The 21,916-nt window shown below is 54.0% G+C and carries 20 protein-coding genes; 8 read left to right on the top strand and 12 right to left on the bottom strand.

Annotated elements, in window-relative coordinates; translation table 11 throughout:
• Positions 1-38: 38 nt before the first annotated feature.
• From BCV73_RS08185 to BCV73_RS08175, 3 genes are read right to left on the bottom strand one after another with little or no spacing between them, the layout of a single operon-like run.
• On the bottom strand, positions 39-1,271 hold the full coding sequence (locus BCV73_RS08185; RefSeq protein WP_089546706.1) for an ABC transporter permease: 1,233 nt from the start codon (positions 1,269-1,271) through the stop codon (positions 39-41).
• Positions 1,268-1,960 carry an ABC transporter ATP-binding protein gene (locus tag BCV73_RS08180; protein ID WP_089546705.1) on the bottom strand — a complete coding sequence of 231 codons (693 nt, stop codon included), beginning with the start codon at positions 1,958-1,960 and terminating at the stop codon, positions 1,268-1,270. Before BCV73_RS08180 ends, BCV73_RS08185 begins: the two co-directional genes overlap by 4 nt.
• Positions 1,957-3,540: an efflux RND transporter periplasmic adaptor subunit gene (locus BCV73_RS08175; RefSeq protein ID WP_179231926.1), complete on the bottom strand. Its 1,584-nt coding sequence runs from the start codon at positions 3,538-3,540 to the stop codon at positions 1,957-1,959. Before BCV73_RS08175 ends, BCV73_RS08180 begins: the two co-directional genes overlap by 4 nt.
• Positions 3,541-3,749: 209 nt before the next feature.
• Between BCV73_RS08175 and BCV73_RS08170 the strand changes: the two genes are divergently transcribed.
• A complete protein-coding gene (locus BCV73_RS08170; protein ID WP_089546703.1) occupies positions 3,750-4,979 on the top strand; it encodes an aminopeptidase in 1,230 nt (409 codons plus the stop codon).
• Positions 4,980-5,077: 98 nt separating this feature from the next.
• Here the strand turns inward: BCV73_RS08170 and BCV73_RS08165 are convergent, their stop codons facing one another.
• The 3 genes from BCV73_RS08165 to BCV73_RS08155 all read right to left on the bottom strand — a co-directional run bounded on the left by BCV73_RS08165 (position 5,078) and on the right by BCV73_RS08155 (position 7,562).
• Entirely contained in the window at positions 5,078-6,247 is a 1,170-nt protein-coding gene (locus tag BCV73_RS08165) for an MFS transporter (protein WP_089546702.1), read from the bottom strand.
• A 70-nt stretch (positions 6,248-6,317) separates the two neighbouring features.
• Entirely contained in the window at positions 6,318-6,596 is a 279-nt protein-coding gene (locus BCV73_RS08160; protein ID WP_076167525.1) for an ArsR/SmtB family transcription factor, read from the bottom strand.
• 201 nt (positions 6,597-6,797) lie between these two features.
• On the bottom strand, positions 6,798-7,562 hold the full coding sequence (locus BCV73_RS08155) for an exodeoxyribonuclease III (protein ID WP_076169474.1): 765 nt from the start codon (positions 7,560-7,562) through the stop codon (positions 6,798-6,800).
• Positions 7,563-7,725: 163 nt separating this feature from the next.
• Between BCV73_RS08155 and BCV73_RS08150 the strand changes: the two genes are divergently transcribed.
• Positions 7,726-8,910 carry an MFS transporter gene (locus BCV73_RS08150; protein ID WP_089546701.1) on the top strand — a complete coding sequence of 395 codons (1,185 nt, stop codon included), beginning with the start codon at positions 7,726-7,728 and terminating at the stop codon, positions 8,908-8,910.
• 54 nt (positions 8,911-8,964) lie between these two features.
• Here the strand turns inward: BCV73_RS08150 and BCV73_RS08145 are convergent, their stop codons facing one another.
• Positions 8,965-9,300 (bottom strand): antibiotic biosynthesis monooxygenase, encoded by a 336-nt coding sequence (locus tag BCV73_RS08145; RefSeq protein WP_076167530.1) that lies wholly within the window; start codon positions 9,298-9,300, stop codon positions 8,965-8,967.
• A 293-nt stretch (positions 9,301-9,593) separates the two neighbouring features.
• Here BCV73_RS08145 and fabV point away from each other — a divergent pair, with 293 nt between their 5' ends.
• Positions 9,594-10,784, top strand: a complete 1,191-nt coding sequence (fabV, locus tag BCV73_RS08140) for an enoyl-ACP reductase FabV (RefSeq protein WP_089546700.1) — start codon at positions 9,594-9,596, stop codon at positions 10,782-10,784.
• A gap of 119 nt (positions 10,785-10,903) precedes the next feature.
• On the opposite strand, the gene BCV73_RS35705 is transcribed toward fabV, so the two are convergent.
• Positions 10,904-11,029: a hypothetical protein gene (locus tag BCV73_RS35705; protein WP_256992776.1), complete on the bottom strand. Its 126-nt coding sequence runs from the start codon at positions 11,027-11,029 to the stop codon at positions 10,904-10,906.
• A 298-nt stretch (positions 11,030-11,327) separates the two neighbouring features.
• On the opposite strand from BCV73_RS35705, the gene aspA reads away from it, so the two are divergent.
• The 5 genes from aspA to BCV73_RS08115 all read left to right on the top strand — a co-directional run bounded on the left by aspA (position 11,328) and on the right by BCV73_RS08115 (position 17,363).
• Positions 11,328-12,737, top strand: coding sequence for an aspartate ammonia-lyase (gene aspA, locus BCV73_RS08135; protein ID WP_076167538.1), 1,410 nt, complete (start codon positions 11,328-11,330; stop codon positions 12,735-12,737).
• Positions 12,738-13,003: 266 nt separating this feature from the next.
• Positions 13,004-14,095, top strand: a complete 1,092-nt coding sequence (locus BCV73_RS08130) for an endospore germination permease (RefSeq protein ID WP_089546699.1) — start codon at positions 13,004-13,006, stop codon at positions 14,093-14,095.
• Positions 14,092-15,942: a spore germination protein gene (locus BCV73_RS08125; RefSeq protein WP_256992775.1), complete on the top strand. Its 1,851-nt coding sequence runs from the start codon at positions 14,092-14,094 to the stop codon at positions 15,940-15,942. Before BCV73_RS08130 ends, BCV73_RS08125 begins: the two co-directional genes overlap by 4 nt.
• The gene (locus BCV73_RS08120; RefSeq protein WP_089546698.1) at positions 15,939-17,084 is read left to right on the top strand and encodes a Ger(x)C family spore germination protein; all 1,146 of its coding nucleotides are present in this window, start codon (positions 15,939-15,941) and stop codon (positions 17,082-17,084) included. Before BCV73_RS08125 ends, BCV73_RS08120 begins: the two co-directional genes overlap by 4 nt.
• A 78-nt stretch (positions 17,085-17,162) precedes the next feature.
• A complete protein-coding gene (locus BCV73_RS08115; RefSeq protein WP_089546697.1) occupies positions 17,163-17,363 on the top strand; it encodes a hypothetical protein in 201 nt (66 codons plus the stop codon).
• Between the two features lie 81 nt (positions 17,364-17,444).
• Here BCV73_RS08115 and map read toward each other — a convergent pair whose 3' ends face one another.
• From map to ymzB, 4 genes are all read right to left on the bottom strand, one after another.
• A complete protein-coding gene (gene map, locus BCV73_RS08110) occupies positions 17,445-18,191 on the bottom strand; it encodes a type I methionyl aminopeptidase (RefSeq protein WP_076169476.1) in 747 nt (248 codons plus the stop codon).
• Between the two features lie 166 nt (positions 18,192-18,357).
• A complete protein-coding gene (locus tag BCV73_RS08105) occupies positions 18,358-20,622 on the bottom strand; it encodes a YhgE/Pip domain-containing protein (RefSeq protein ID WP_089546696.1) in 2,265 nt (754 codons plus the stop codon).
• Between the two features lie 226 nt (positions 20,623-20,848).
• Positions 20,849-21,430, bottom strand: a complete 582-nt coding sequence (locus BCV73_RS08100) for a TetR/AcrR family transcriptional regulator (RefSeq protein WP_089546695.1) — start codon at positions 21,428-21,430, stop codon at positions 20,849-20,851.
• Between the two features lie 122 nt (positions 21,431-21,552).
• A complete protein-coding gene (ymzB, locus tag BCV73_RS08095) occupies positions 21,553-21,891 on the bottom strand; it encodes a protein YmzB (RefSeq protein ID WP_089546694.1) in 339 nt (112 codons plus the stop codon).
• Positions 21,892-21,916 lie beyond the last annotated feature (25 nt).

Here is a 21,916-nt window from a genome sequence, read left to right as displayed (position 1 = left end):
AACCGATTCAAATAAATCCGTTCGTCACAAACGGCAGCCTATTCGTACCGCAGCGCCTCGATCGGATCCAGCTTCGCGGCCTGTCTGGCCGGGAATACGCCGAATACGATGCCGATGCAGGCTGAGAACCCGACGGCAAGCAGCACGGAGTTCATGGACACCGCGGTGGTCACGTCCATCAGCTTGCCGACGAACTTGGAGCCGCCGAAGCCAAGGATGACGCCGATCACACCGCCCAGGATAGCCAAGGTGACCGATTCAAACAGAAACTGCGATAGAATCGTCCCTTCCTTGGCCCCGATCGCCTTCCGGATACCGATCTCCCGCGTCCGTTCGGTAACGGACACCAGCATGATGTTCATGATGCCGATTCCACCGACGAGCAGGGATATCGCCGCCACGCCGCCTAGAAAGAGGGTCAGCGTTTTGGTGACACTTTCGGCGGAGGACATGACATCCTCCTGGCTTTGAACCCTGAAATCATCGTCGGCCCCGCCAAGTTTATGGCTTTGGCGCATCGTATACTGGATCAGCGCCATGGTGCTGTTGATCACGTCGGTAGATTTGGCTTCGACCAAAATTTGCCGGACACTGCTCCGGGAGCTCCCGGTCTGAAACCGGGACTGAATCGTCGTGATCGGCGCGATGACGGTGTCGTCCTGGTCAACCGTTCCCGAAGAACCCTTCGCTTTGAGCACACCGATGACCCGAAACGGGATGTTGTTGATTTTGATCATGCTGCCGACCGCATCGAAGCCCGCTTCACCAAATAGCGTTTCCGCCGTCGTTGCGCCAAGGACCACGACCTTTGCCCGGTCATTGACTTCATCTTCGGTAAAGAAACGTCCGATGTCCGTCTCCCACGATTTGATGTCGGCATAGTCCGGCGTCGAGCCGATGATCGTGGCGGAGGCCGTGTTCGATCCGTTCAGCAGCTGCGCGCTCACCTGCGAGACCGGCGCGACGTACTTCACGGTATCGATTTTGGAGATCGGGTCAGCGTCCGAAATGTTCAGCGTGCCCGTGCTTCCGCCTTGGCTGCCTCCTGCCGCTGTGCCTGTTGACGACCCCGAGCCTGCGGTAACCGTGATCAGATTGGAACCCAGGCTTTGGATTTGGCTCGTCACCTGCTTGCTCGTTCCCTGACCGATGGAAATCATGGCAATGACGGTCGCCACGCCGATGATGATTCCAAGCATCGTCAGGAAGGAGCGCAGCATGTTGGACCGTAAGCTTCGGATTGAAATGCGCAGCAGTTCCCCCACATTCATACCCGCTCACGCTCCGTATTCAGCCGGTCCGTCTCGATCAGGCCATCGCGAAACCAAATGACCCGTTTCGTATGGGCGGCGATGTCCGGTTCGTGGGTGACGATGACGATCGTATGCCCCTTTTCGTTCAGGCTCCGGAATATGCCCATGATTTCCTCGGATGATGCCGTATCCAGGTTGCCCGTCGGCTCGTCCGCCAAAATAATGGCGGGGTCGTTGCTCAAGGCGCGGGCAATAGCCACCCGCTGCTGCTGTCCCCCGGAGAGCTCATTCGGCTTGTGATGCATCCGGGTTTTCAGGCCGACCAGCTCAAGGCAGTACTCGGCCTTCTCCCGCCGCTCCTTTTTGTTTTTGCCCGCATACAGCATCGGAAGCTCGACGTTTTCAATGGCGGAGGTTCGCTTGAGCAGGTTAAAGTTTTGAAAGACAAAACCGATCTTGCGGTTGCGCACCTCCGACAGCTGCTTGGCCGATGCCGAGCCGATGTCGATGCCGTCCAGCATGTACTTGCCGGAAGTCGGTTTATCCAAACAGCCGATCACGTTCATCATGGTCGATTTGCCTGAACCAGACGGTCCCATAATGGAGACAAACTCGCGCTCATCGATTTGAAGGGTAACGCCCTTCAGCGCCTGGACCTCGTTCTCGCCCGATGCATAAATTTTCTTCACTTGATCAAAGGTAATCACTGTCCGCCACCTCCCATGCCGCCGCTGCGTGCTCCGCCTCCGCCAGTTCCTCCGGTTCCACCCGTACCGCCGCCGCGGTTGAACTGCCGCATCTCGCCGCCTCCGTTCATGCCTCCGAAGCCGCCCATACCGCCCATGCCGCCAAAGCCGCCCATAGTTCCCTGGCTCGTTCCGGTGCTTGTCTTTGTCGTCGTCATCGTAATGGTTACTTTGTCGCCCTCGGACAATCCGGTCAGCACTTCGGAATTAGCCCCGTCATCAAGGCCGGTCGTAATTTCCACCTGCTCCTCTTTGCCGCCTTTGTCGACCATGACGATTTTCCGTCCGCCAAACGACTTGATCGCCGCATCAGGAACTTTCAATACATCCTTCTTACCGTCGGTAATAATGGCAATCGTCGCGCTGATACCCGGAATCAGCTTGTCTGCGTTATCTTGACCCGCTGTGATTTCAATGCCGACCGGGAACGTCACGACGCCGCTGGTCTGCGCTTCCCCGAGCACCGCCTTGGACACGACTTTGCCTTTCAGCGTTACGCCCGTGAGCGCGTCAAATGTTATATTTACGTCCTGGCCGACCTTCACATCGGTGATATCGGTATCGTCGATGGAGGCCGAAATCCGGAAGCTTCCGCCGGTTGAGTACATGGAGATGGCCGAAGCAGCGTCGCCGGCAACCGTCTCCCCAACCTTGGCGTTCACGGCGGAAATGATGCCGTCATACGGCGCATAAATTTTTGCCCCGGCTGCGTTGGCCTTGGCGTCGTTCAAGGCAGCGAGTGCCATGGCCACGTCGGCTTTGGCACTGGCCACGTCGCTTTCAGCCGGCCCTTCCTGCAGCTTGGCCAGCTGCGAAACCGCCTGATCATAGGCGCGGGACGCGCTATCCACCTGTGATTGGGCATTGGTAACCGCTTCTTTCAGCTGATCCAGATTGCTTTGCTGCGATACCGCTTGTTTATAAGCATTCTGGGCATTATCCGCCGCGACTTGAGCGAATAAAATCTGGGACGGGTCCGTCCCCTTCTTCGCTTCGTCCAGCTTGGCCTGCGTGCTGATGACGGCAGCCTTGGCCTTGTCCACCTGTGCCTGCAGGTACGATGCATTGGCCGCCTTTTTTGCGTTCGTAAGCGCCGTCTTGGCATTCTCCAGGTCGGACTGCGCCTTGGACACCTGGGCTTTTTGTTCGCTTAAGGTAGCCGAGTCCGTTCCAGCCTGGATGCTGTCCAGCTTCGCCACGGCACTGTCATACTTCGCCTGGGCTGACAGCAGCTCGTTTTGCAGCGCCGTTGCATCCATCGCTGCAAGCAGCTGCCCCTTTTTCACCGCTTCCCCGACGCTTATGTTGACCTTGGTCACTTTGGAGTTTCCGCTGAAGCTCAGGTTCACCGATTCGGGTGCTTCCACATTGCCGGAGGACGTTACCGTTTTGGACAAGTCGCCCCTCTCGACGGCATATGTAATGGTCGCCGTTTCCGTTTTCGTCGCGCTGGCGTTTTTTTGATAAAAATAGGTCCCCCCCGCGCCGATCACAATGACGCATCCGCAAATGATCAGCACGTTTTTTACCGCTTTGTTCATGTCCATTCTCCCTTCCTTCATATGACAAACACGATATCAGCCGAAACTTAAAAAAACCTAAACTCCGGCAGGCATGCAAAAAAGTTTTTCGAAAAAGACGGGAAGCCCCAATAAGCTTGCATCATGGAAATGGATAGAGATACACTGGTAGACAGACATTCTTTTCTCGGCAGGAATGCCATTTCACATACGATGGAGGAACTTGAATCATGGATCATTTTGAACAAATGCTGGAGAAATACGCCGAACTGGTCATCAAGGTCGGGGTGAACATCCAGCCCGGCCAGGTGCTGCTTGTGCAATCCCCGCTGGAAACCGTAGATTTCACGCGGCAGATCGTGTCCAAAGCCTATGCGGCTGGCGCCAAATATGTTCAGGTCGATTGGGACGACGAGAAGCTGACCCGCATCCGGTATGAACAAGCGCCTGACGATTCGTTCGCTTATTATCCGAAGTGGCAGGCGGACATGATGGAGCAGCTCGCCGAAGGCGGCGGCGCGGTACTGCACATCAAGGTGCCCGACCCTGAGCTGTTCCGCGGCATCGATTCCGCCAAAGTATCGACGGCCGTGAAAGCGGCGGCGGTGGCCCGCGAGAAATATCAGGCCTACGTACGCAGCAACAAGGTCAGCTGGTCGCTGATCAAGGCGCCGACCCGCGCCTGGGCGAACAAGGTTTACGCCGATTTGCCGGAGGAAGAACGCGTCCCGGCTATGTGGGAAGCCGTATTCCGCATGAACCGCGTCGACAGCGGGGATCCCGTCGCGGCTTGGCGGGATCATATCGCCGAGCTGAAAAAACGGCAGCAGTACATGAACGACAAGCGGTATAAGAGCCTGCACTACCGTGCTCCAGGAACCGACCTGCGGGTCGAGATGCCGGAAGGGCATCTGTGGCTCGGCGGCGGGGATTTGAAGGAGGACGGCGTGTATTTTGTGGCGAACATGCCGACGGAGGAAATCTACACGATGCCCCTGCGGACCGGAGTCAACGGAACGGTATCCAGCACGCTTCCGCTCAACCTGAACGGCCGGCTGGTGGACGGCATCAAGTTAACCTTCAAAGACGGAATAGTGACGGAATACGATGCCGTATCGGGCCGCGAGCACCTGACATCGCTGCTGGAAACGGATGAAGGCGCGTCCTACCTCGGCGAGATGGCGCTGGTGCCTCATGACTCCCCGATTTCGCTCATGAACCGTGTCTTCTACAATACGGGCGTGGACGAAAATGCTTCCTGCCATTTCGCGCTTGGAAGCTGCTATCCGGTCAATATCGAGGGCGGAACCAAGCTGAGCAAAGAGGAGCTGCTCGCCAAAGGCGGCAACGTCAGCCTGACGCATGTCGATTTCATGATCGGTTCGGACCAATTGGACATTGACGGTGAACTGCCGGACGGCACCGTCGAGCCGGTGTTCCGCGCAGGCAAGTGGGTTTAAAATAACAAAAGCGGTCAGTCCCTAAAGAGGACTGGCCGCTTTCTTTTTTAGATATAAACGTAGTTTTTCTGCTCCATGCGAGTGGAAGACCCGTTCCTTTATTCCGTCGCCGCAACCTTTCGCCGTGCGGACAGCTGATTCAAGCCGAGCAGCGCCAGCATCGCAACCAGTACCCCCACGGCCCCGATCCAAGTAACCGCCGACAGCGAGACGCCCGAGACGACTACGCCGCCGATGCCGGCGCCGGCCGCCATGGACAGCTGCATCATCGATTGGTTGAGCCCCAGCATGACACCGGAGGATTCCGGCTTGATCGTCACCAGATTGTACTGCTGTGCCGGTCCTGTCGACCATGCGGCGAATGACCACAAGATCAGGATGGCGAACACGGCGAACGCCGAGTGGCCGGCCAGACTGAGTAGAATAAGAGCGATCACGTGAAGAGTCATCCCGCTCAATAGGGTGAAGGTCACCCCTTTCTTATCCGCACTGAAGCCTCCCACTTTTGAGCCGACCAGGCTGGCGATACCAAAAGCTAACAAGGCCGTGCTCAGCAGGCTCTCCTGCAATCCGGATATTTGAAGCAAATAAGGGGACAAATACGTGTAAGCCACCGAGTAGCCGCCCAGCCAAAAGAAACTGATAGAAAGGCCCAGCGCAACTCTCGGATTTTTCAGAAGGGAAAATTGCTGCCGAAGGGGCACATGCGCGTCTCCCTGAATCCGCGGGATGGTCACCGAAATGATGAGCATCGCGACAATGCCGAGCAGAGCAATCCCGATAAATACCGCTTTCCAGCCAAAAGCAGCCGCGACCATTCTTCCGAGCGGCACACCGATGATGAGCGAAGCTGTAAAGCCCATGATGACGGTGGCCAAAGAGCCAGCCTGTTTACCTTCAGGCGCAATTTTGGCGGCGATGCTGAGCGCCGTGACGACGACCATCCCCGCACCAAGCGCCATCAGTATACGTGACGCCAGCAGCAGTTCATATCCGGGCAGCACGAACGACAAGATGTTGGCGACAACGAAAATGCCAAGGGCCGTGATCATCAGCCTGCGACGGTCCCACCTTGCCGTCAGGGCCATGAGAACAGGCGTAGCGATCGCGTATGTCAGTGAGAACACGGTAATCAGCTGGCCCGCGGCAACGACTGTAATGCCCATCGAATCCGCAATTTTATCCAAAATACCGGAAACGATGTATTCCGAGGTACCTACCAAAAAACTGATAATGGCCAAAATGTAAATCTTCCAGGTGCTGGTCATAAATGCAATCAAACTCCTTTGAATAATATTTTCGTATTTCTACAATCATGGAAATAAAGGACAAAAAAAATTAGTTCAACAGAAATGGCGCATATTTCTGCGCTACCTCACGGTTCAGGCAGTAGAAAATGAAGGTGCCTTCCTTACGCGAATCCAGCAGACCGCTCTCTGCCAACTGCTTCAGATGATGGGACAGCGTGGAGTCCGCTACAGTTTCCAGCTTGGTCCCAAGCGTGGAACAGCAGGCTTCACCTTCCCGGGAAAGGATCATCGCCACTTTCAAACGAGTCGGTTCGCCCAGTGCCTTGTATATTTTTACGGCTTGCTTGGACTCCACATCTTCGTTCATATCTGCTCCTCCTTCCTGATTTCGTATTTCTAAATTTATAGAAATAAAGTAGCATACAGTTTACCGGATTGTCAACACCCTATCTTTGTGGGTGGTATTAAAAAGTGGGATCATGCCCCTCACTCACCGCTGCAATGTCTGATCATGTTGATTGCCGCAGTGAGCCAAGGGATGACGGATTACAAGGACAAGATCCACCGTTTACAGCTTCGTTTCGTCCATCAGCAGCTTCACCGGACAATGATCGCTCCCCAGGATCAGATGATCGATCTGGGCGTCAATCAGGGACGGGGCAAGCCGTTCCGATACGAGAAAATAGTCGATCCGCCAGCCCACGTTCCGCTCACGGATTTTGGGCATGTAGGACCACCAGGTATACGCGCCTTCCTGCTCCGGGTAAAAATGTCTGAACGTATCGATCAGCCCCGTATTCAGCAGTTCAGTCATTTTGCCGCGTTCCTGAGGAGTAAAACCCGAGTTTTCACGGTTCGACTTCGGATTCTTCAGGTCGATTTCCTGATGGGCGACGTTTAGATCCCCGCAAATGATGACAGGCTTTCGCGCATCCAGCTGCTGAATGTAGCTTCTGAACCGGTCCTCCCATTCCAGCCGGAGATCCAGTCTCGACAGATCGCGGCGCGCGTTGGGCGTATACACGTTGACCAAGTAAAATCCTTCGTACTCGAGCGTAAGGATTCTCCCTTCCGGCTCCCCGTCCTCTTCCAGCCCGGAGTACACGGACAACGGCTTCTGCTTGGTAAAGACGGCGGTACCGGAATAGCCTTTCTTCTCGGCGTAGTTCCAGTATTGGTAATACTCGTCCATGCCGTCCAGGCAGATCTGCCCTTCCTGGAGCTTCGTCTCCTGCACGCAGAAGATGTCCGCGTCCACTTGCTTTACATATTCTATAAAACCTTTATTGACACAGGCCCTAAGCCCGTTCACGTTCCAAGATACCAATTTAATCATCATTTCCCCCGCTGTTGTTGAAGTCTGTAACTCTAGTCTACCATACTACGTCCGCCCCTTCCGTGACAAATCGGTGATTTAGAAAATGATAGATTCATGATACAATGTCCTAACGCAATTCAACTTATTTCCAAAATGACGTGAGGGATCTATTGTACCCATGAGAACTTCCGCTCCTGTTAAAGCGTTTAATTTTCTGTTTTTCGCCCTGCTGGCCATTTTCATTCCGTTTCTCCCCGTATATTTTGATGAGCAGGGACTATCGCCTTCCCAGATCGGCTTCATCGTCGGTACAGGAGGATTTATCACGATTGTGGCCCAGCCGCTGTGGGGGATGATCAGCGACCGGACCAAAACGATCCGGAAAGTGCTGCTGCTCCTTCTCGTTTGCGCCATCATGACCGGCTTTGTCCTGTACCATACCGGCACGTACAGCCTGATCATCCTGTTTGCCATGCTCACCTACTTATTTCTAATGCCGGTCGATCCGCTGACGGAGAGCCTGAACTTCCGCGTCGCCGAATCGGCGGGGATCAGCTACGGCTCGCTTCGCACCTATGGGGCGCTTGGCTATGCAGTGATGTCATTGTTCGCAGGCTATTTCATGACTTCGTATGGCGCGCACAGCCTGGCGTATTTGTTTGCGGCCATTGGTCTGGTCAGCTTTGTCATTACGCTGTTCATGCCGGACGCTCCGGTGTCGGGCAAACCGGTCACCCTTTCCAGCCTGAAGCATTTTCTCAGCAGCAAGGAAACTCTGCTCTTTCTCATCCTGATCTTTATCAGCTCGATCCCCGCGCGGATGAACGATACTTATTTAGGAGTTTACATCAAGGAGTTGGGCGGGACGGCCAGCCTGGTGGGACAAGCCTGGTTTCTGGCAGCGGGAAGCGAAATCGTCGTGTTCGCCTTGAGCTTCTGGTGGCTTCGCAAAGGCAGCGAGCTGATGCTGATTGCCTTTTCGGGTTTCTTTTACTTTATACGCTTTTTCGCATCGGCCTGGATTGAGGACCCGCATCTCCTCGCCTATTTGCAGTTACTGCAGCTGCTCACCTTTCCGGTGTTTTATTCCGCCGCCATTCAGTACCTGTACCGCATCGTTCCGGTCGAATGGCGGGCAACCGGGCAGACGGTGTTGGCGCTGCTGTTCTTCGGGGTTTCCGGCATTATCGCTTCCTTTGCAGGCGGTGCGCTGTATGAGGCATTCGGCGGGAGGACGCTGTTTCTGACGATTTCCGGCATGTCGCTGACGGGAACGCTGTTCGGAATTGTACTGTACCGGATTTACGGGCGCAGAGACCGAGCAGCATCTGCAGAGCCGGCCGGAGAAGACGCCCCGGAATAATCGTGAAGGCCACAAAAAACCGCCGTTAGTGGCGGTTTTTTCTTGTTTCCGATGTTAATTGGTGCTGGAAGAAGCCTTGCCCGGCTTCACAGCCTGCACTTCATACATTTTGACGGTTGTGCTGATCATATAGGCTGGCGGCTCCTGGCCCTTCTTGTCGCGATGACCTTGAAGATGCGCGTCGCTTTTCTCCCAATTTTTCCAATCTTCCTGGGACTCCCAGCGGATCATGACGACGACTTCGTCCTGCTCTCTTCCTCTGGTATTGACCATGACCGTTCTGTCGATCAATCCGTTCATCTCGTCCATCGGGCCGTCCTTGGTGAATCTGGCCGCAACCTGTTCGCTGTACCCTTTTTGCACAGCCATGGTTCTCAATTGAATAAACATAGGTGGTTCCTCCCGTCTATCGATATGATGGCTGTATTCCTGCGGAATCATCGCCTCATGTCGGCTCCGTGATTTCCGGACTGTATTCATCTTACTTGATAATGATTCTCATTGTCAAATGGATGGTCATCCCGAAATCTCTCCGCTTCTACCATTCACCGCTTAAACCCTTGTATTTCGGTTTTTAGATATAATATCATTAAAGGAGTTTCCTCATGGCTGTTCTATAGGATACATAAACCTGACTCCAAACAAACGATACTTTACTTTAAAAAGAGAGGATAATCATTCACATGATCATCAAACCAAGAACACGGGGTTTTATCTGCACGACGGCACATCCTGTAGGATGCGCTGCGCAGGTCCAGGCCCAAATCGATTACGTCAAATCCAAGCCGGCCGTCCAAGGGCCGAAAAACGTGCTCGTAATCGGCGCGTCGACGGGCTATGGCTTGGCGGCACGCATCACAGCTGCATTCGGGGCCGGAGCGAATACCGTAGGCGTATACCGCCCAAGCAGCGGTTCCGAGAAACGGACAGCCTCCGCCGGATGGTACAATTCCGCCGCGTTTGAACAAGCAGCTGAAGCGGCCGGGCTAAAATCTTTCAGCGTGACAGGGGACGCCTTCTCGACTGAAACGAAGGAGAAAACGGTGGAATTGATCCGTTCCGAACTCGGTCAGGTCGACCTGGTGGTGTACAGTGTGGCATCCGCCCGGAGAACCGATCCGGTCACCGGCGAAGTGTACAATTCCACCCTTAAACCGCTGGGCAAGCCCTATACGAATAAAACCGTCAACTTCCACACCGGCGAAATCAGCGAAGTGACCATTGAACCCGCTACGGAAGAAGAAGTCCGCGGTACGGTTGCGGTCATGGGCGGGGACGACTGGCAGCTGTGGATCGATGCGCTGGAGCAGGGCGGCGTGCTGGCCGACGGAGCTGCCACCATTTCCTTCTCCTACATCGGATCGGACATCACCCAGGCCGTGTACCGGGAAGGCTCCATCGGCAAAGCCAAGGATCACCTGGAAGCCACTGCGCTGATGCTGAACGATCAGCTGGCTGCCAAAAACGGACGCGCTTATGTCGTTGTCAGCAAAGGGCTGGTGACCCAATCCAGTTCGGCGATCCCGGTCGTGCCGCTGTATATCTCCGCCTTGTACAAGGTCATGAAAGAAAAAGGCATCCACGAAGGATGCATCGAGCAGACCTACCGCCTGTTTACCGACCGTCTGTATACCGGTGGCGAAACGCCTGTGGATGAAGTCGGCAGAATCCGCATCGACGACTGGGAGCTCCGCGAAGATGTGCAGGCTGAAGTCGCCGACATCTGGAACAGCATCACATCAGACAACATCTATGATCTGACCGATCTTCATGGGTACCGCCGCGAATTCTTCCAGCTGTTCGGCTTTGAGACGGATGGCGTCGATTATGAAGCCGACGTAAATCCTGATGTAAAGGTTCCGCATTCCGTTTAACCGATTTATACGCTTAAAAATAGAGAAGCCCGGGTATGCTTGTTCGCATACCCGGGCTTTTTGGCTTGTTCACCAATTCTTCGATGTGACGAATCATAAACACTCATCCTCCGGGTATGTTAATGAAGACGGTCCTGAACGATCGGTTGGTCGGCATTGTCAATGACTTCTCTGAACATGTTCCTCTCCTCCGGAGACTCGGGACCCGCCAGCGCTACGACCGCCGACTGCCAGATAATGATCATGATACGCCTCCTCTTTGTTATGCCAAGCTGTGCGAAACGTTAAAGCTCCTTCTATGTAAGCCTTGCCACCAATACAAAGTTCAAACGTATGTGTGTAGAAGTACATCAAATTCACCGTCCCCCAGGTCCGTATCGTCCGTTTTCAGTGGACAAATGAATGATCTTTACACCCCTCGTTGACAATAAACTAGCAAATTTCAAGACAACCAGCGTATAATGGTAGCGAGTCCGACAAATCACAGCGTTTACATGCGGCTCTTTGACTTATCCAGTACAGATACCCGGAGGATTGATTTTCATGAGATTGGAAAAAGATTTTCTAGGCACCAAAGAAGTTCCCAACCATGCATACTACGGCATTCAAACCCTACGCGCAAAGGAGAACTTTCCGATTACCGGACAGCGTCTGCATCCTGAACTGATCCGGTCGATGGCCATGGTCAAAAAGGCTGCAGCATTGGCTAATATGGAAATCAAACGGCTGCTTCCAGCCAAAGGTGAGGCCATTGTACAAGCCGCAGATGAGATCATTGGCGGTGAGTGGCTCGACCAATTTATCGTGGATCCGATCCAGGGCGGCGCCGGTACATCGATAAATATGAACACGAACGAAGTGATTGCGAACCGGGCTTTGGAATTGATGGGCAAGGAAAAAGGCAGCTACGCCGATATCAGCCCGAACAACCATGTCAACATGGCGCAATCGACCAACGATTCGTTTCCGACCGCCGTCCATCTGGCGACACTGACCATGATTGACAAGCTCGTGGCCACCATGACTGATCTGCACCAGGCCTTCGTCGATAAAGCCAACGAGTTTGACGCGGTGATCAAGATGGGCCGAACCCATCTGCAGGACGCCGTTCCGATCCGTCTCGGGCAGGAATTCCAGGCATACGCCCGCGTGCTGGGCCGTGACATTGAGCGGGTCAAAGCCACCAAGAACAACCTGCTGCATATTAACATGGGCGCAACGGCGGTCGGTACAGGCCTCAATGCCGATTTGACCTACATCAAGCGCGTGGCCGAAATTCTGGCAGAGCTCAGCGGTTTTCCGGTGCAGGCAGCAGATCATCTAGTCGATGCCACCCAGAATACCGACGCCTACACCGAGGTGTCCGCCGCCTTAAAAATTTGCATGATGAACATGTCCAAAGTCGCCAACGATATCCGGCTGATGGCTTCCGGCCCACGGGCAGGACTTGGGGAACTTTCTCTCCCTTCACGCCAGCCGGGTTCCTCCATTATGCCGGGGAAGGTCAATCCGGTCATGTGCGAGGTTATCAACCAAATCGCGTTCCAGGTGATCGGTAACGACCATACGATCTGCCTGGCATCCGAAGCCGGCCAGCTGGAGCTGAACGTCATGGAGCCGGTTCTGGTCTACAACCTGCTGCAATCGCTGGAAATTATGAATCAGGGCTTCCGGGTGTTCCGCGAACACTGCGTCGAGGGCATTCAGGCTAATGTGGAGCGGTGCAGGGAATATGTCGAGAACAGCGTCGGCATCATTACGGCACTGAATCCGCACCTCGGCTACGAAGTCGTCTCCCGCATTGCGCGCGAAGCGATCACGACCGGCAAGTCGGTTCGGGAGCTGTGCCTGCTGTACAACGTGCTGACGGAAGAAGAGCTGAACATCATCCTCGATCCTTACCAAATGACCAATCCAGGCATTGCAGGCGAAGCGCTGCTGCGGAAGGAATAAATTATAGGAACAGGCCGTGCCGGCAATGGCACGGTCGTTTTTTTTATCATATAAACGAAGCGTTGTTCCCGCTCTTCCATCTGGATCTTTTGAAAATTTCTACGCACATAGAATGAACTAAATAATCTCCTAGGCCTTTGCTGGACCGATCTAACAGGAAGTTTCATGCAAATCTTTAGTTCTATCTATGTAAATACATAAAATTCCCCTTTCCTTACCATACTACCCTTTATCAAAGCCTAAACCGGAATAGAGTGATTAACGCGATGGGTTCTGTCAATCGAATGAGTTTCTCCCAAATCTGTATGATCCTCATGTTAATGAACGGGCTGACCAGTCATGTCATTGTGAATCCCATGATTCTGGACTCGTCCGGCAGAGATGCCTGGGTTTCCGTCATCATGGCGGCGGTCTTTTACGTGCCCTGGTCGCTGCTGCTCGTCTTGTTCATGAAGAGATCCGGAAATCGGAAGCTGCAGCCATGGCTTGCCGATCGGACCAAACCATGGATTTCCTGGGTCCTCATGGCCCCGATATGCCTGTATTTGTATTTAATAGGTGGCCTTACGCTTCTTCATACCTCCACTTGGACGATCACCAATTACCTGCCGGCCACGCCGAAGCTGGTGCTCGTTACCGTACTGGCGCTTGTTTGCCTGTACATGGCAAAAACCGGGCTGCGCTCCATGGCCATTGGAGCTGGCGTCCTGCTGCCTATTGTCGTCTTCCTGGGGATTTTCGTCTCGGTTGCCAATACGGCGCACAAAAATTACAAATTGCTGTTCCCCCTGATGGAGCACGGCTGGGAGCCACCTGTTCATGGCATGCTGTATGCGGGAGGTGCGTTCATCGAACTCATCGTCATCGTCACGATGCAGCACCGGATCCGGTCTCATGTGAAACCCTGGCATATGGTCGTGTTTGCGCTGTTGATGGTTTGGATTACGCTGGGACCCGTTATAGGAGCCATCACCGAATTCGGGCCGTATGAAGCGGCCAAGCAGGCCACGTCCCCTTATGAGCAGTGGCGGCTTGTCAAAATCGGCGATTATGTGGAACATGTGGACTTTTTGTCGGTGTATCAGTGGCTTGCCGGGTCAACCGTACGGGTCAGTCTTTCCTTGTTTTTGCTTGCGGATATTATGCCTTTCTCCAGTCAAACGATGCGGAGCCGATTTATTCTCGCCCTTACGTTCAGTTACATCGTGCTGTGCATGTTTCCGTACAGCCAGCAGGACTTTTATAACATGATGTACCGGATGTATTTTCCGGCATCGCTGGTCTTGGGAATCGCGTATTCCCTGCTGTGCGTTGGCATGTCCTTCATTCCGGAGAAAAGGAGGGAACGTACGACATGACGGATACTGAAAATAAACATTACATGCCCCAAGGGAGCAATGAACCAGCAGAGGACCAGAAATCAGAAAGTCATCCGCATGGTGACAAACGTGTCCAGGATCACGAAAAAAGCGGGGATCCAGGTAAACGGCGCCACCATTCATCGGAAGATCCGTCTTCAGAAGAATCGGGCCAGGAAAATGGCGAACCGCTGGACGACAATAAAGATGACGACGGGGATAACGGCGGCCCTGAACATGACAAGGATAAAAGAAACGATGAAGATGCAGAGCACGGCAAAGGTAAAAGTAGAAATGAAAATACAGATAACAAAACTTCAGAAGACGGCCGGTCGGATGATAAAAAGTCCCAAAAAGACCAAAAGGATGACAACCCCTCGGAGGATCCGACGCTTTGGAATTTCAGTAAGCTAAACGATTTGTTTGCGAAAAGTGCAGATATTAAAGTCCAAATGCATCGGCTCAGCAAATCCAATCCTTATTCGGAAATCGTATTGGTCTTTGCTGATGGTCTGTGCGAGTCGTCGCAGATCGGCAGAATCATTCTGCCGGAGCTCTACGACATGTATGAGAAGGACGGCCTTCCATCCAAAAAAGGCGAACTGCTTGCAGGCAAACTTCCGCTGAGCGTGCTAGAGCACAACGCGCCCAGCAGCGCGGTGGAAGAAGCGGTCTTTCAGGGGAGTGTCGTCCTGTTCCTCCCGCATACCAACGAACTGTATACGATGGACATCAGCAACATGCCCAAGCGGACCCCGGAAGAGTCGACCACTGAAATTTCCGTCAAAGGCCCGAAAGACGGTTTTACCGAAGATATCAGCACAAACGTCGCGCTGATCCGCAAGCGGCTCCGCAGCACAACACTCTGCAATGAGACGTTTATTATGGGCAGACGAACACGGACGCGCGTATCGCTTCTTTACATTGATGACATCATCTCACCGAAGCTCCTGGAGGAAGTCAAAAAGCGGATGTCCAAAATCGACATGGACGGACTGTATACGGCGAGCCAGTTGGAGGAATTGTTGTCCGACTCGAAGTATTCCCTGCTGCCGCTGATCGATTTTACGGGCCGGCCGGATTACGCGGTCAGCTCATTGATCAACGGAAGATTCGTCATCATCGTAGACGGCAATCCGATGGTGCTTACTGGTCCTGGCTCGCTGTCCCTGCTCATGAAGTCGCCGGAAGACATCCACTTTAACTACATTTATGTCTCCTTCGTGCGCCTGATTCGCGTGCTCAGTCTCGTCTTGTCCGTGGCTCTGCCGGGATTCTGGGTGGCCTTGACTGCATTTCACCAGGACCAGCTCCCATACCGGATGCTGGCGACCATTTCGGTGACCCGTCTGGGCCTGCCCTTTTCCGCTCAGATGGAGCTGTTTCTGCTGCTCCTGCTGTTTGAGATTTTCCGCGAGGCCGGCATCCGGCTGCCCACTACGATCGGCCAGACCTTGACCGTCATTGGCGGTCTTATCATCGGCGACGCCGCCATCCGTGCCGGGCTGGTCTCTCCGTCATCGGTCGTCGTAGGCGCCATTACGACCGTCACCGGCGCGACCCTGGTCAACCAAAGCTTAACCTCGGTCATCAGTGTCATCCGGTTCACCTTGTTCCTGATCGCCTCGTTTCTGGGCATGTACGGTCTCATTCTCGGCTTGATTCTGCTGCTGATCTACGTATCCCGCCTCCGGACGTTCGGAGAATCCTATCTTGCGCCGGTTTCGCCTTTCCGGTTCAAGGATTTTATCAACTCGGTCATCCGTCTGCCGTGGGATAAAGTCAAAAGCCGCACCTCCTTCCTGAATCCGCAGGATCCGGATCATCAAGGGGAATCTCCGACATGAAAAGAACGGTGCTATCCATCGTGTGCTGTGCGCTGCTGCTTCTCCTGCCGGGATGCTGGAACTCCAAGGATATTCAGAATATGGCCTATGTGACGGCGATCGGACTTGATTATGAGGATGGAAAATATAAAAGCTACATACAGGTACTGAACTTCTCGAATGTTGCTCAATCCCAAAATGCCCAGGTCGGTAAAGTCGTGCCGATCTGGATCGGTACGGGGGAAGGGAAGACCGTGACCGAATCGCTGACGTCCATCTACTCGACAGCCCAGCGCCGTGTATTTTGGGGCCATATGAAAGCGGTCGTTTGTTCCGAGCGGCTGCTCAAGCATGGCATGGACCAAGTGTTTGACATGCTGAACCGGTTCCGGGAGGTCCGCTATAACGTGCTGCTGTACGGGACGAGAAATCCGATTCAAGACATTTTGACGGAGAAGTCCATCCTGAATTTTTCTCCACTGGAAAGCGTATTGGAATCACCGCAGCAGATTTATACGCAGCGTTCGTTCATCCTGCCCATTTACGAGTTCAAAATTTTAGCCCAGCTGAGAGAACCAAGCGGGACAGCAATTCTTCCATCGTTGACGATCGACATTAAGGACTGGTATGAAGATAAAAAGGACCACCCGATGCTCCGGGTGAACGGAGCTTATTTCTTTGACAACCGGGAGCTCCGCGGATGGCTGTCGGAGGATGACCTGAGGGGAACCCGCTGGATTCAGCAGCAGCTTGAACAGACACCCATCAACATCCCAGTCGGCGAAACCCCTGTGGCCGGCCTGGTTCTGATGAAGCCGCATTTTGTCGTCGAACCCAAATTGGAGAACGATAAAATACACTTCAATATCCGGATCGGGCTTAAATCCTATATAGATCTGCTCATCAAGGATACACCGGAGTCGACGCTGGAGAAAATGGCCGCCGAACTGGTCAAGAAGGAAGTCATCGAGAGCTATAAAAAAGGCGTTGCCCTGAAATCCGACGTGCTGATGCTGGAGGACAAGCTTTACCGGAAATACCCTGGCAAATGGAGGGAGCTCAGCAAGCAGTCCGATTTTATTTTGACTGAGGATATGCTGAAAAACGTGGACGTCACCATTACGATGGTGAACTCCGGAAAGTACAAGCAAAGGGTTCACTGATCCACCGGTGCATGGTATGATGAAGCAAAGAATGCGTTCCTGTCATGCACAGCCAAGGATCAAGGAAGGTGATTGTATATGTGGATTTACATCGTCGTGATCGGCATCGCCCTGCTGGCTGCTGTCGGGACGTTCTGGGTCGGTTTTTCCGCAGAAAACAAGAAGCGTAACCCGGAATACGAGCATCGTACGAAGAAGAATTTGTCCAAGCTGACTTCCATGTACGTGGTGACCGTGGTCCTGGCCATTATCATCTGCGTAGCAGTGTATTTGAGGTAGCTTGCACTCCACATACAAAAAGAGAAGCATCACAAGGATGCTTCTCTTTTTGTATTTCAGAAGGCCGTCTAGGGAATTCGATTACTGTGCCGTCAAAATTTCCGGTCCGTTCGCCGTAATCGCGAGGGTGTGCTCGTACTGGGCCGAAAGTCCGCCGTCCAGCGTTCTGGCGGTCCAGCCATCGCTGTCCATCTTGCTCCGATATGTTCCGGTATTCAGCATCGGCTCGATCGTAATCACCATGCCTTCCTTCAGCCGTGGACCCACATTCGCCGGCCCGTAGTGGGGAACCTGCGGCGCTTCGTGCATTTCCTCCCCGATGCCGTGGCCGATGAAATCGCGTACGACCGAGAAGCCTTCACCTTCGGCATAAACCTGGATCGCATGCGAAATGTCGCCGATCCGGTTGCCGATGACCGCCTTCTCGATTCCTTTGTACAGGGATTCATGCGTCACGTCCAGCAGGCGCTGCGCCTGCTCGGAAATGTTTCCGACCGGATAGGACCATGCAGAGTCGGCCAGCCAGCCTTTCAGGTTGACCACCATATCCACGGTAATGATATCCCCGTCCTTCAGCACCGTTTTGCCCGGAAAGCCGTGGCAGATCACGTCGTTTACCGAAGTGCAGGTCGCATAAGGAAAACCGTTGTATCCTTTCTGCTCGGGCGTAGCCCCATGCTTGCGGATGAATTGCTCTGCGAAACGGTCAATCTCTATAGTGGTGATGCCGGGAGCGATCATCTTGCGGATCTCACGGTGGCAGGCAGCCAAAATTTCGCCCGCTTCTTTCATGTACTTGATCTGGTCTTTCGTCTTCAGAATTATCATCTTTTTATCTACCCTCATTCCTGTCTGTATCTTCTTATTATACCCAATATCGTCAATGTCCGAAATCTACCCGTATCATCTTATGCGTGATAAGGCGAAAAGGAGCTCCGGTCCTTCGATTGGAAGAACCGGAACTCCTGTGAATGGATGGTTATCGCGAGTGCAATTAAGCCGTTTGCGGCTCTGCAGAAACTTCCTTCGCCTTGCGGCCCTTGATAAGGAAGTAGACAAGGGTCAAAGCAAGGAAAATTACGGCGTCAATCCCCAGTATGCCTGCCTGCTTCCACACCAGATCGAAATCTCCGCTGGCGATAATCGCCTTGTATCCGAGCACGCTGTGGGACATCGGAAGCCAAGGATTCAGCGGCTTCAGCCAATCCGGAATCAGCTCCAGCGGGAACGTTCCGGCGCTGGTTGCCAGCTGCAGAATCAGCAGGATGATGATCAGGAAGCGTCCCGGCATATCCAGCCAGGTGACGAATGCCTGCACGATAAACATAAACGTCAAGCTCGTAATAAAGGAGAAGAGGAAGAAGAGCGGTACGCTTCGAACCTCCAGCCCCAGTCCGTACAGAATGATCGCTGCCGCGACCACGGACTGGAACAAGCTCATGCCCGCGAAGGAAAGCGAACGGCTGACAAACCGGCTGAAGCCGGAAGCGCCGGGAACCGTCGTTCCTTTGAGCGAAATGACCAGCGTCGAAATGAGCGCTCCGACGAACAATCCGAGCGACATGAAGTACGGCGTCAGGCCTGTGCCGTAGTTCGGCACCTTGCGGTCATCGATTTCCTTCGTATCCACCGGGGAAGCGAACATTTCCACAAGCGCATCGGTCTTCTTGAGCTCGGAGGTTTTATCCGCCGCGTCTGTCAGCTTCGTCTGCAGCTCCTTCGAACCGTCCTCCAGCTTGCTGATGCCGCTCTTCAGGTCACCTGCGCCGTTGTTCAGCTGCTGCGAACCGTCGGCAAGTGTTCCAAGCCCGCTGGCCAGCTTGTTCACGCCGCCCTGCAGCTGGCTGGATCCTGCCAGGAGCTGCTGGGCGCCGCCCACCAGGCTCTGGCTGCCGCCGGCCGCTTCGGACAGCTTCTGGCCGAACGTTTGCAGGCCGGCCGTAAGCTGTTGCTGGCCGGCATTCAGCTTGGATGCGCCGGCCACGAGCTGCTGCTGGCCTTGTACGAGCTGTCCGCTGCCTGCGGTGAGCTGCTGCGTGCCCGCATGCAGCTGGGCCGCGCCGCCGGCCAGCTTCTTCTGGCCCTCATGCAGCGAATTCGCCCCGCTGACCAGCTGCTGCTGACCCTGCGCGAGCTGGGCGCTGCCGTCGGCTACCGCCTGGCTGGCTGCGATCAGCTTCTGCAGCTCAGGGTTTGCCGCGAGCTCAGGGCTCGCTTTGGCCAGCTGCTGCAGGCCGTCGGCCACGCCTTTGGCGCCGTCGGCGACCTTCTGAGCGCTGCCTGCGGAAGATTCAAGGCCGCTCGCCAGATCGGAGCTTCCCTTCTCCGACGCCTTCAGGCCGGATTCCAGTCCGGCTGCGCCCTCGTCGGCGCTCTTCAGACCGGCATTCAGGTCTTGGGCTCCCTTGAGCGAGGACTGCAGCCCTTGATACAGCTGCTCGCCGCCCTTCTGGGCCGACACGGCCCCAGCGGTCAGCTGACCCTGCGCGCTGCTCAGCTGGCTGAGCCCGCCGGCAAGCTGCTTGGCGCCGCCTTCCAGGTCGCCAACACCTTTGGTCAGGTCGCTTGCCCCTTTGGCCAGCGGCCCCATGCCGTCCTTCGCTTCCAGTGTGCCTGCGGCCAGCTTGCCGAGGTTCTCCTTCAGCTTGACGGCTCCTTCATCCAGATCGTTGGTACCGTTGTGCAGCTTGCCCGCGCCTTCACCGGCTTCGGCCAAACCGTCCGATACCTCCGTAAAATTGTCCAGCAGGCTGTCGGTATACGATTCCGTTACCTTCGCGGATACTTTGGACTTGATATCTTTAACGGCCGTATTGCCGATCTGGGAGGCCACAAAGTTGTAGTCTCCGTTCGGCTCGTATTCGATGCTGGCCGGCTGCGGATTTTCATCCATCAGCGTCGTCGCTTTGCTGGAAAAATCCTCAGGGATCGTAATTTTCATATAATAGCGGTTATCCTTGATTCCCTGCTCAGCTTCTTTTTCACTAACGAATTCCCAGTCAAAGTCCTTGCCTTTCTTCAGTTCGTCCACCAAATCGTCTCCGATGTGGAGCTGCTTGCCTTTGAATTCGGCGCCCTTATCCTTGTTGACCACCGCTACCGGCAGTTGGTCCAGATGACCGTAGGGGTCCCAAAAGGCCGCCAAATATACGCCGCTGTACAAAATCGGAATAAACATGACGGCAATGACCGGAATGAGCACTTTCGGATTTTTTACGGCCGCCGCCAAATCTTTAAAAAACACGGCTATTGATTTCATGTTCCCGGGCTTCCCCCTTTACGTTATTTAGTATGACTCAGACACTCCCGAGTATCATTGACTGATTTCTTCAATTGGTCAGTTTTGCGCATACGGAAATACTCCGGACAAAAGAACCCCACATCGTGGGGCCATTGCTCCGAGACGTACACGGGTACTTCGCCGTGGCGCCTGATAAAGGCCGCAGCGGCCCCTGCTTTTATAAAGGGATATAATGCATGCCCGGTTATTTCACAGACAGCCCTTCTTCCAGAAACAGCCGGAAGTGCTGTCTGATTTCCGCCTTCGTTAACGTTTTTTGATGCTGTTTGTTCCATTCGGACGTCAAGGCGACATACATTTTCAGCATGAGAAAAGCGACGACGGACGGATCGCATTCACGGATTTCGTGCTGCTCCACCGCGAACCGGACTTCCTTCTCCATGTAGCCAAGGATGACACCCTCCACCCGGCTCATCGCCTCCTGGGACTGTGGCGTCCCGAAGTCTCTGACCTCCTGTGAGAGCTTGATCAGCAGCTCATGTTCCCCCCGGAATTCCAGAAGGGAATCCAGAACCCGGAACAGGTTGTCGAAAAACGGCTTCCGGTGATCCACTTCCCGCTCAATGATCGTTTTCATTTCGGAGATGACGCCGTGCAGAATTTCGTCAAACAGCTGTTCCTTCGTATCAAAAAACGTATAAATCGTTCCTTTTCCCACATTAGCGATCTTCGCTACCTGCTCCATCGTCGTCGCCTTGTACCCGAACAAGGAAAAGGACTGGGCAGCCGCGCCCAGCACCTGTTTCTTCCGGTCGACCGATCCTATGATGTTCTCCTCCCATCTAAACGCGTATCAGCAAAAACTGACCAATTTTCAATTCCAGTCATAAGGTCAGTTTTTACTTTACCACATTTATTGGAATATGCAAAGATACTTATTGAAATTTTTCACGATTGTATGAAAATTTCATATTTTGCCCGTTCCGTTTCCATAGAAAGCTGCTGGTCCTGCACATTCGCGTGCTTCAATCCGTCAACGTAAATTTGGTATGTGCTCTGCGGAAGCGGGATATCTCCCTGCTCGTTCACCACGGCTCCGCTGCCGTGCAGGATCAGCGAATCCCCTTCGGTATATTCGTCAATCGTCGGTGTGCTCGGTTTGTATTCCACATCCTCCAGTGTGATTCGTGTCTGGTCGATGTCCTCAAGCTCCTGTTTGCGGATCATAACGGTCTGCTGTTTATGCGCGTTCAGCCAGTCGGTTACGGATTTGAGAGAATCGTTCATTACAAAGCCCTTCTTTCTGCGTAGT

Origin of the sequence: Paenibacillus sp. SSG-1 (genome assembly GCF_002224835.1) — a bacterium.
GTDB classification, from domain to species: Bacteria; Bacillota; Bacilli; order Paenibacillales; family Paenibacillaceae; genus Paenibacillus_AQ; species Paenibacillus_AQ favisporus.
The sequence above is the reverse complement of the archived record's forward strand: the minus strand, read 5'-3'. Positions and strand labels throughout refer to the sequence as shown.

Bases quoted from the DNA above. Each gene is read 5' to 3' on its own strand.
- BCV73_RS08115 (WP_089546697.1), top strand. From the start codon at position 17,163: ATGTGGATTTACATCGTCGTGATCGGCATCGCCCTGCTGGCTGCTGTC.
- BCV73_RS08105 (WP_089546696.1), bottom strand. From the start codon at position 20,622: ATGAAATCAATAGCCGTGTTTTTTAAAGATTTGGCGGCGGCCGTAAAA.
- BCV73_RS08160 (WP_076167525.1), bottom strand. From the start codon at position 6,596: ATGAACGAAGATGTGGAGTCCAAGCAAGCCGTAAAAATATACAAGGCA.
- BCV73_RS08165 (WP_089546702.1), bottom strand. From the start codon at position 6,247: ATGACCAGCACCTGGAAGATTTACATTTTGGCCATTATCAGTTTTTTG.
- BCV73_RS08150 (WP_089546701.1), top strand. From the start codon at position 7,726: ATGAGAACTTCCGCTCCTGTTAAAGCGTTTAATTTTCTGTTTTTCGCC.
- aspA (WP_076167538.1), top strand. From the start codon at position 11,328: ATGAGATTGGAAAAAGATTTTCTAGGCACCAAAGAAGTTCCCAACCAT.
- BCV73_RS08130 (WP_089546699.1), top strand. From the start codon at position 13,004: ATGGGTTCTGTCAATCGAATGAGTTTCTCCCAAATCTGTATGATCCTC.
- BCV73_RS08170 (WP_089546703.1), top strand. From the start codon at position 3,750: ATGGATCATTTTGAACAAATGCTGGAGAAATACGCCGAACTGGTCATC.
- BCV73_RS35705 (WP_256992776.1), bottom strand. From the start codon at position 11,029: ATGATCATTATCTGGCAGTCGGCGGTCGTAGCGCTGGCGGGTCCCGAG.
- BCV73_RS08120 (WP_089546698.1), top strand. From the start codon at position 15,939: ATGAAAAGAACGGTGCTATCCATCGTGTGCTGTGCGCTGCTGCTTCTC.
- ymzB (WP_089546694.1), bottom strand. From the start codon at position 21,891: ATGAACGATTCTCTCAAATCCGTAACCGACTGGCTGAACGCGCATAAA.
- BCV73_RS08185 (WP_089546706.1), bottom strand. From the start codon at position 1,271: ATGAATGTGGGGGAACTGCTGCGCATTTCAATCCGAAGCTTACGGTCC.
- BCV73_RS08125 (WP_256992775.1), top strand. From the start codon at position 14,092: ATGACGGATACTGAAAATAAACATTACATGCCCCAAGGGAGCAATGAA.
- fabV (WP_089546700.1), top strand. From the start codon at position 9,594: ATGATCATCAAACCAAGAACACGGGGTTTTATCTGCACGACGGCACAT.
- BCV73_RS08145 (WP_076167530.1), bottom strand. From the start codon at position 9,300: ATGTTTATTCAATTGAGAACCATGGCTGTGCAAAAAGGGTACAGCGAA.
- map (WP_076169476.1), bottom strand. From the start codon at position 18,191: ATGATAATTCTGAAGACGAAAGACCAGATCAAGTACATGAAAGAAGCG.
- BCV73_RS08175 (WP_179231926.1), bottom strand. From the start codon at position 3,540: ATGAACAAAGCGGTAAAAAACGTGCTGATCATTTGCGGATGCGTCATT.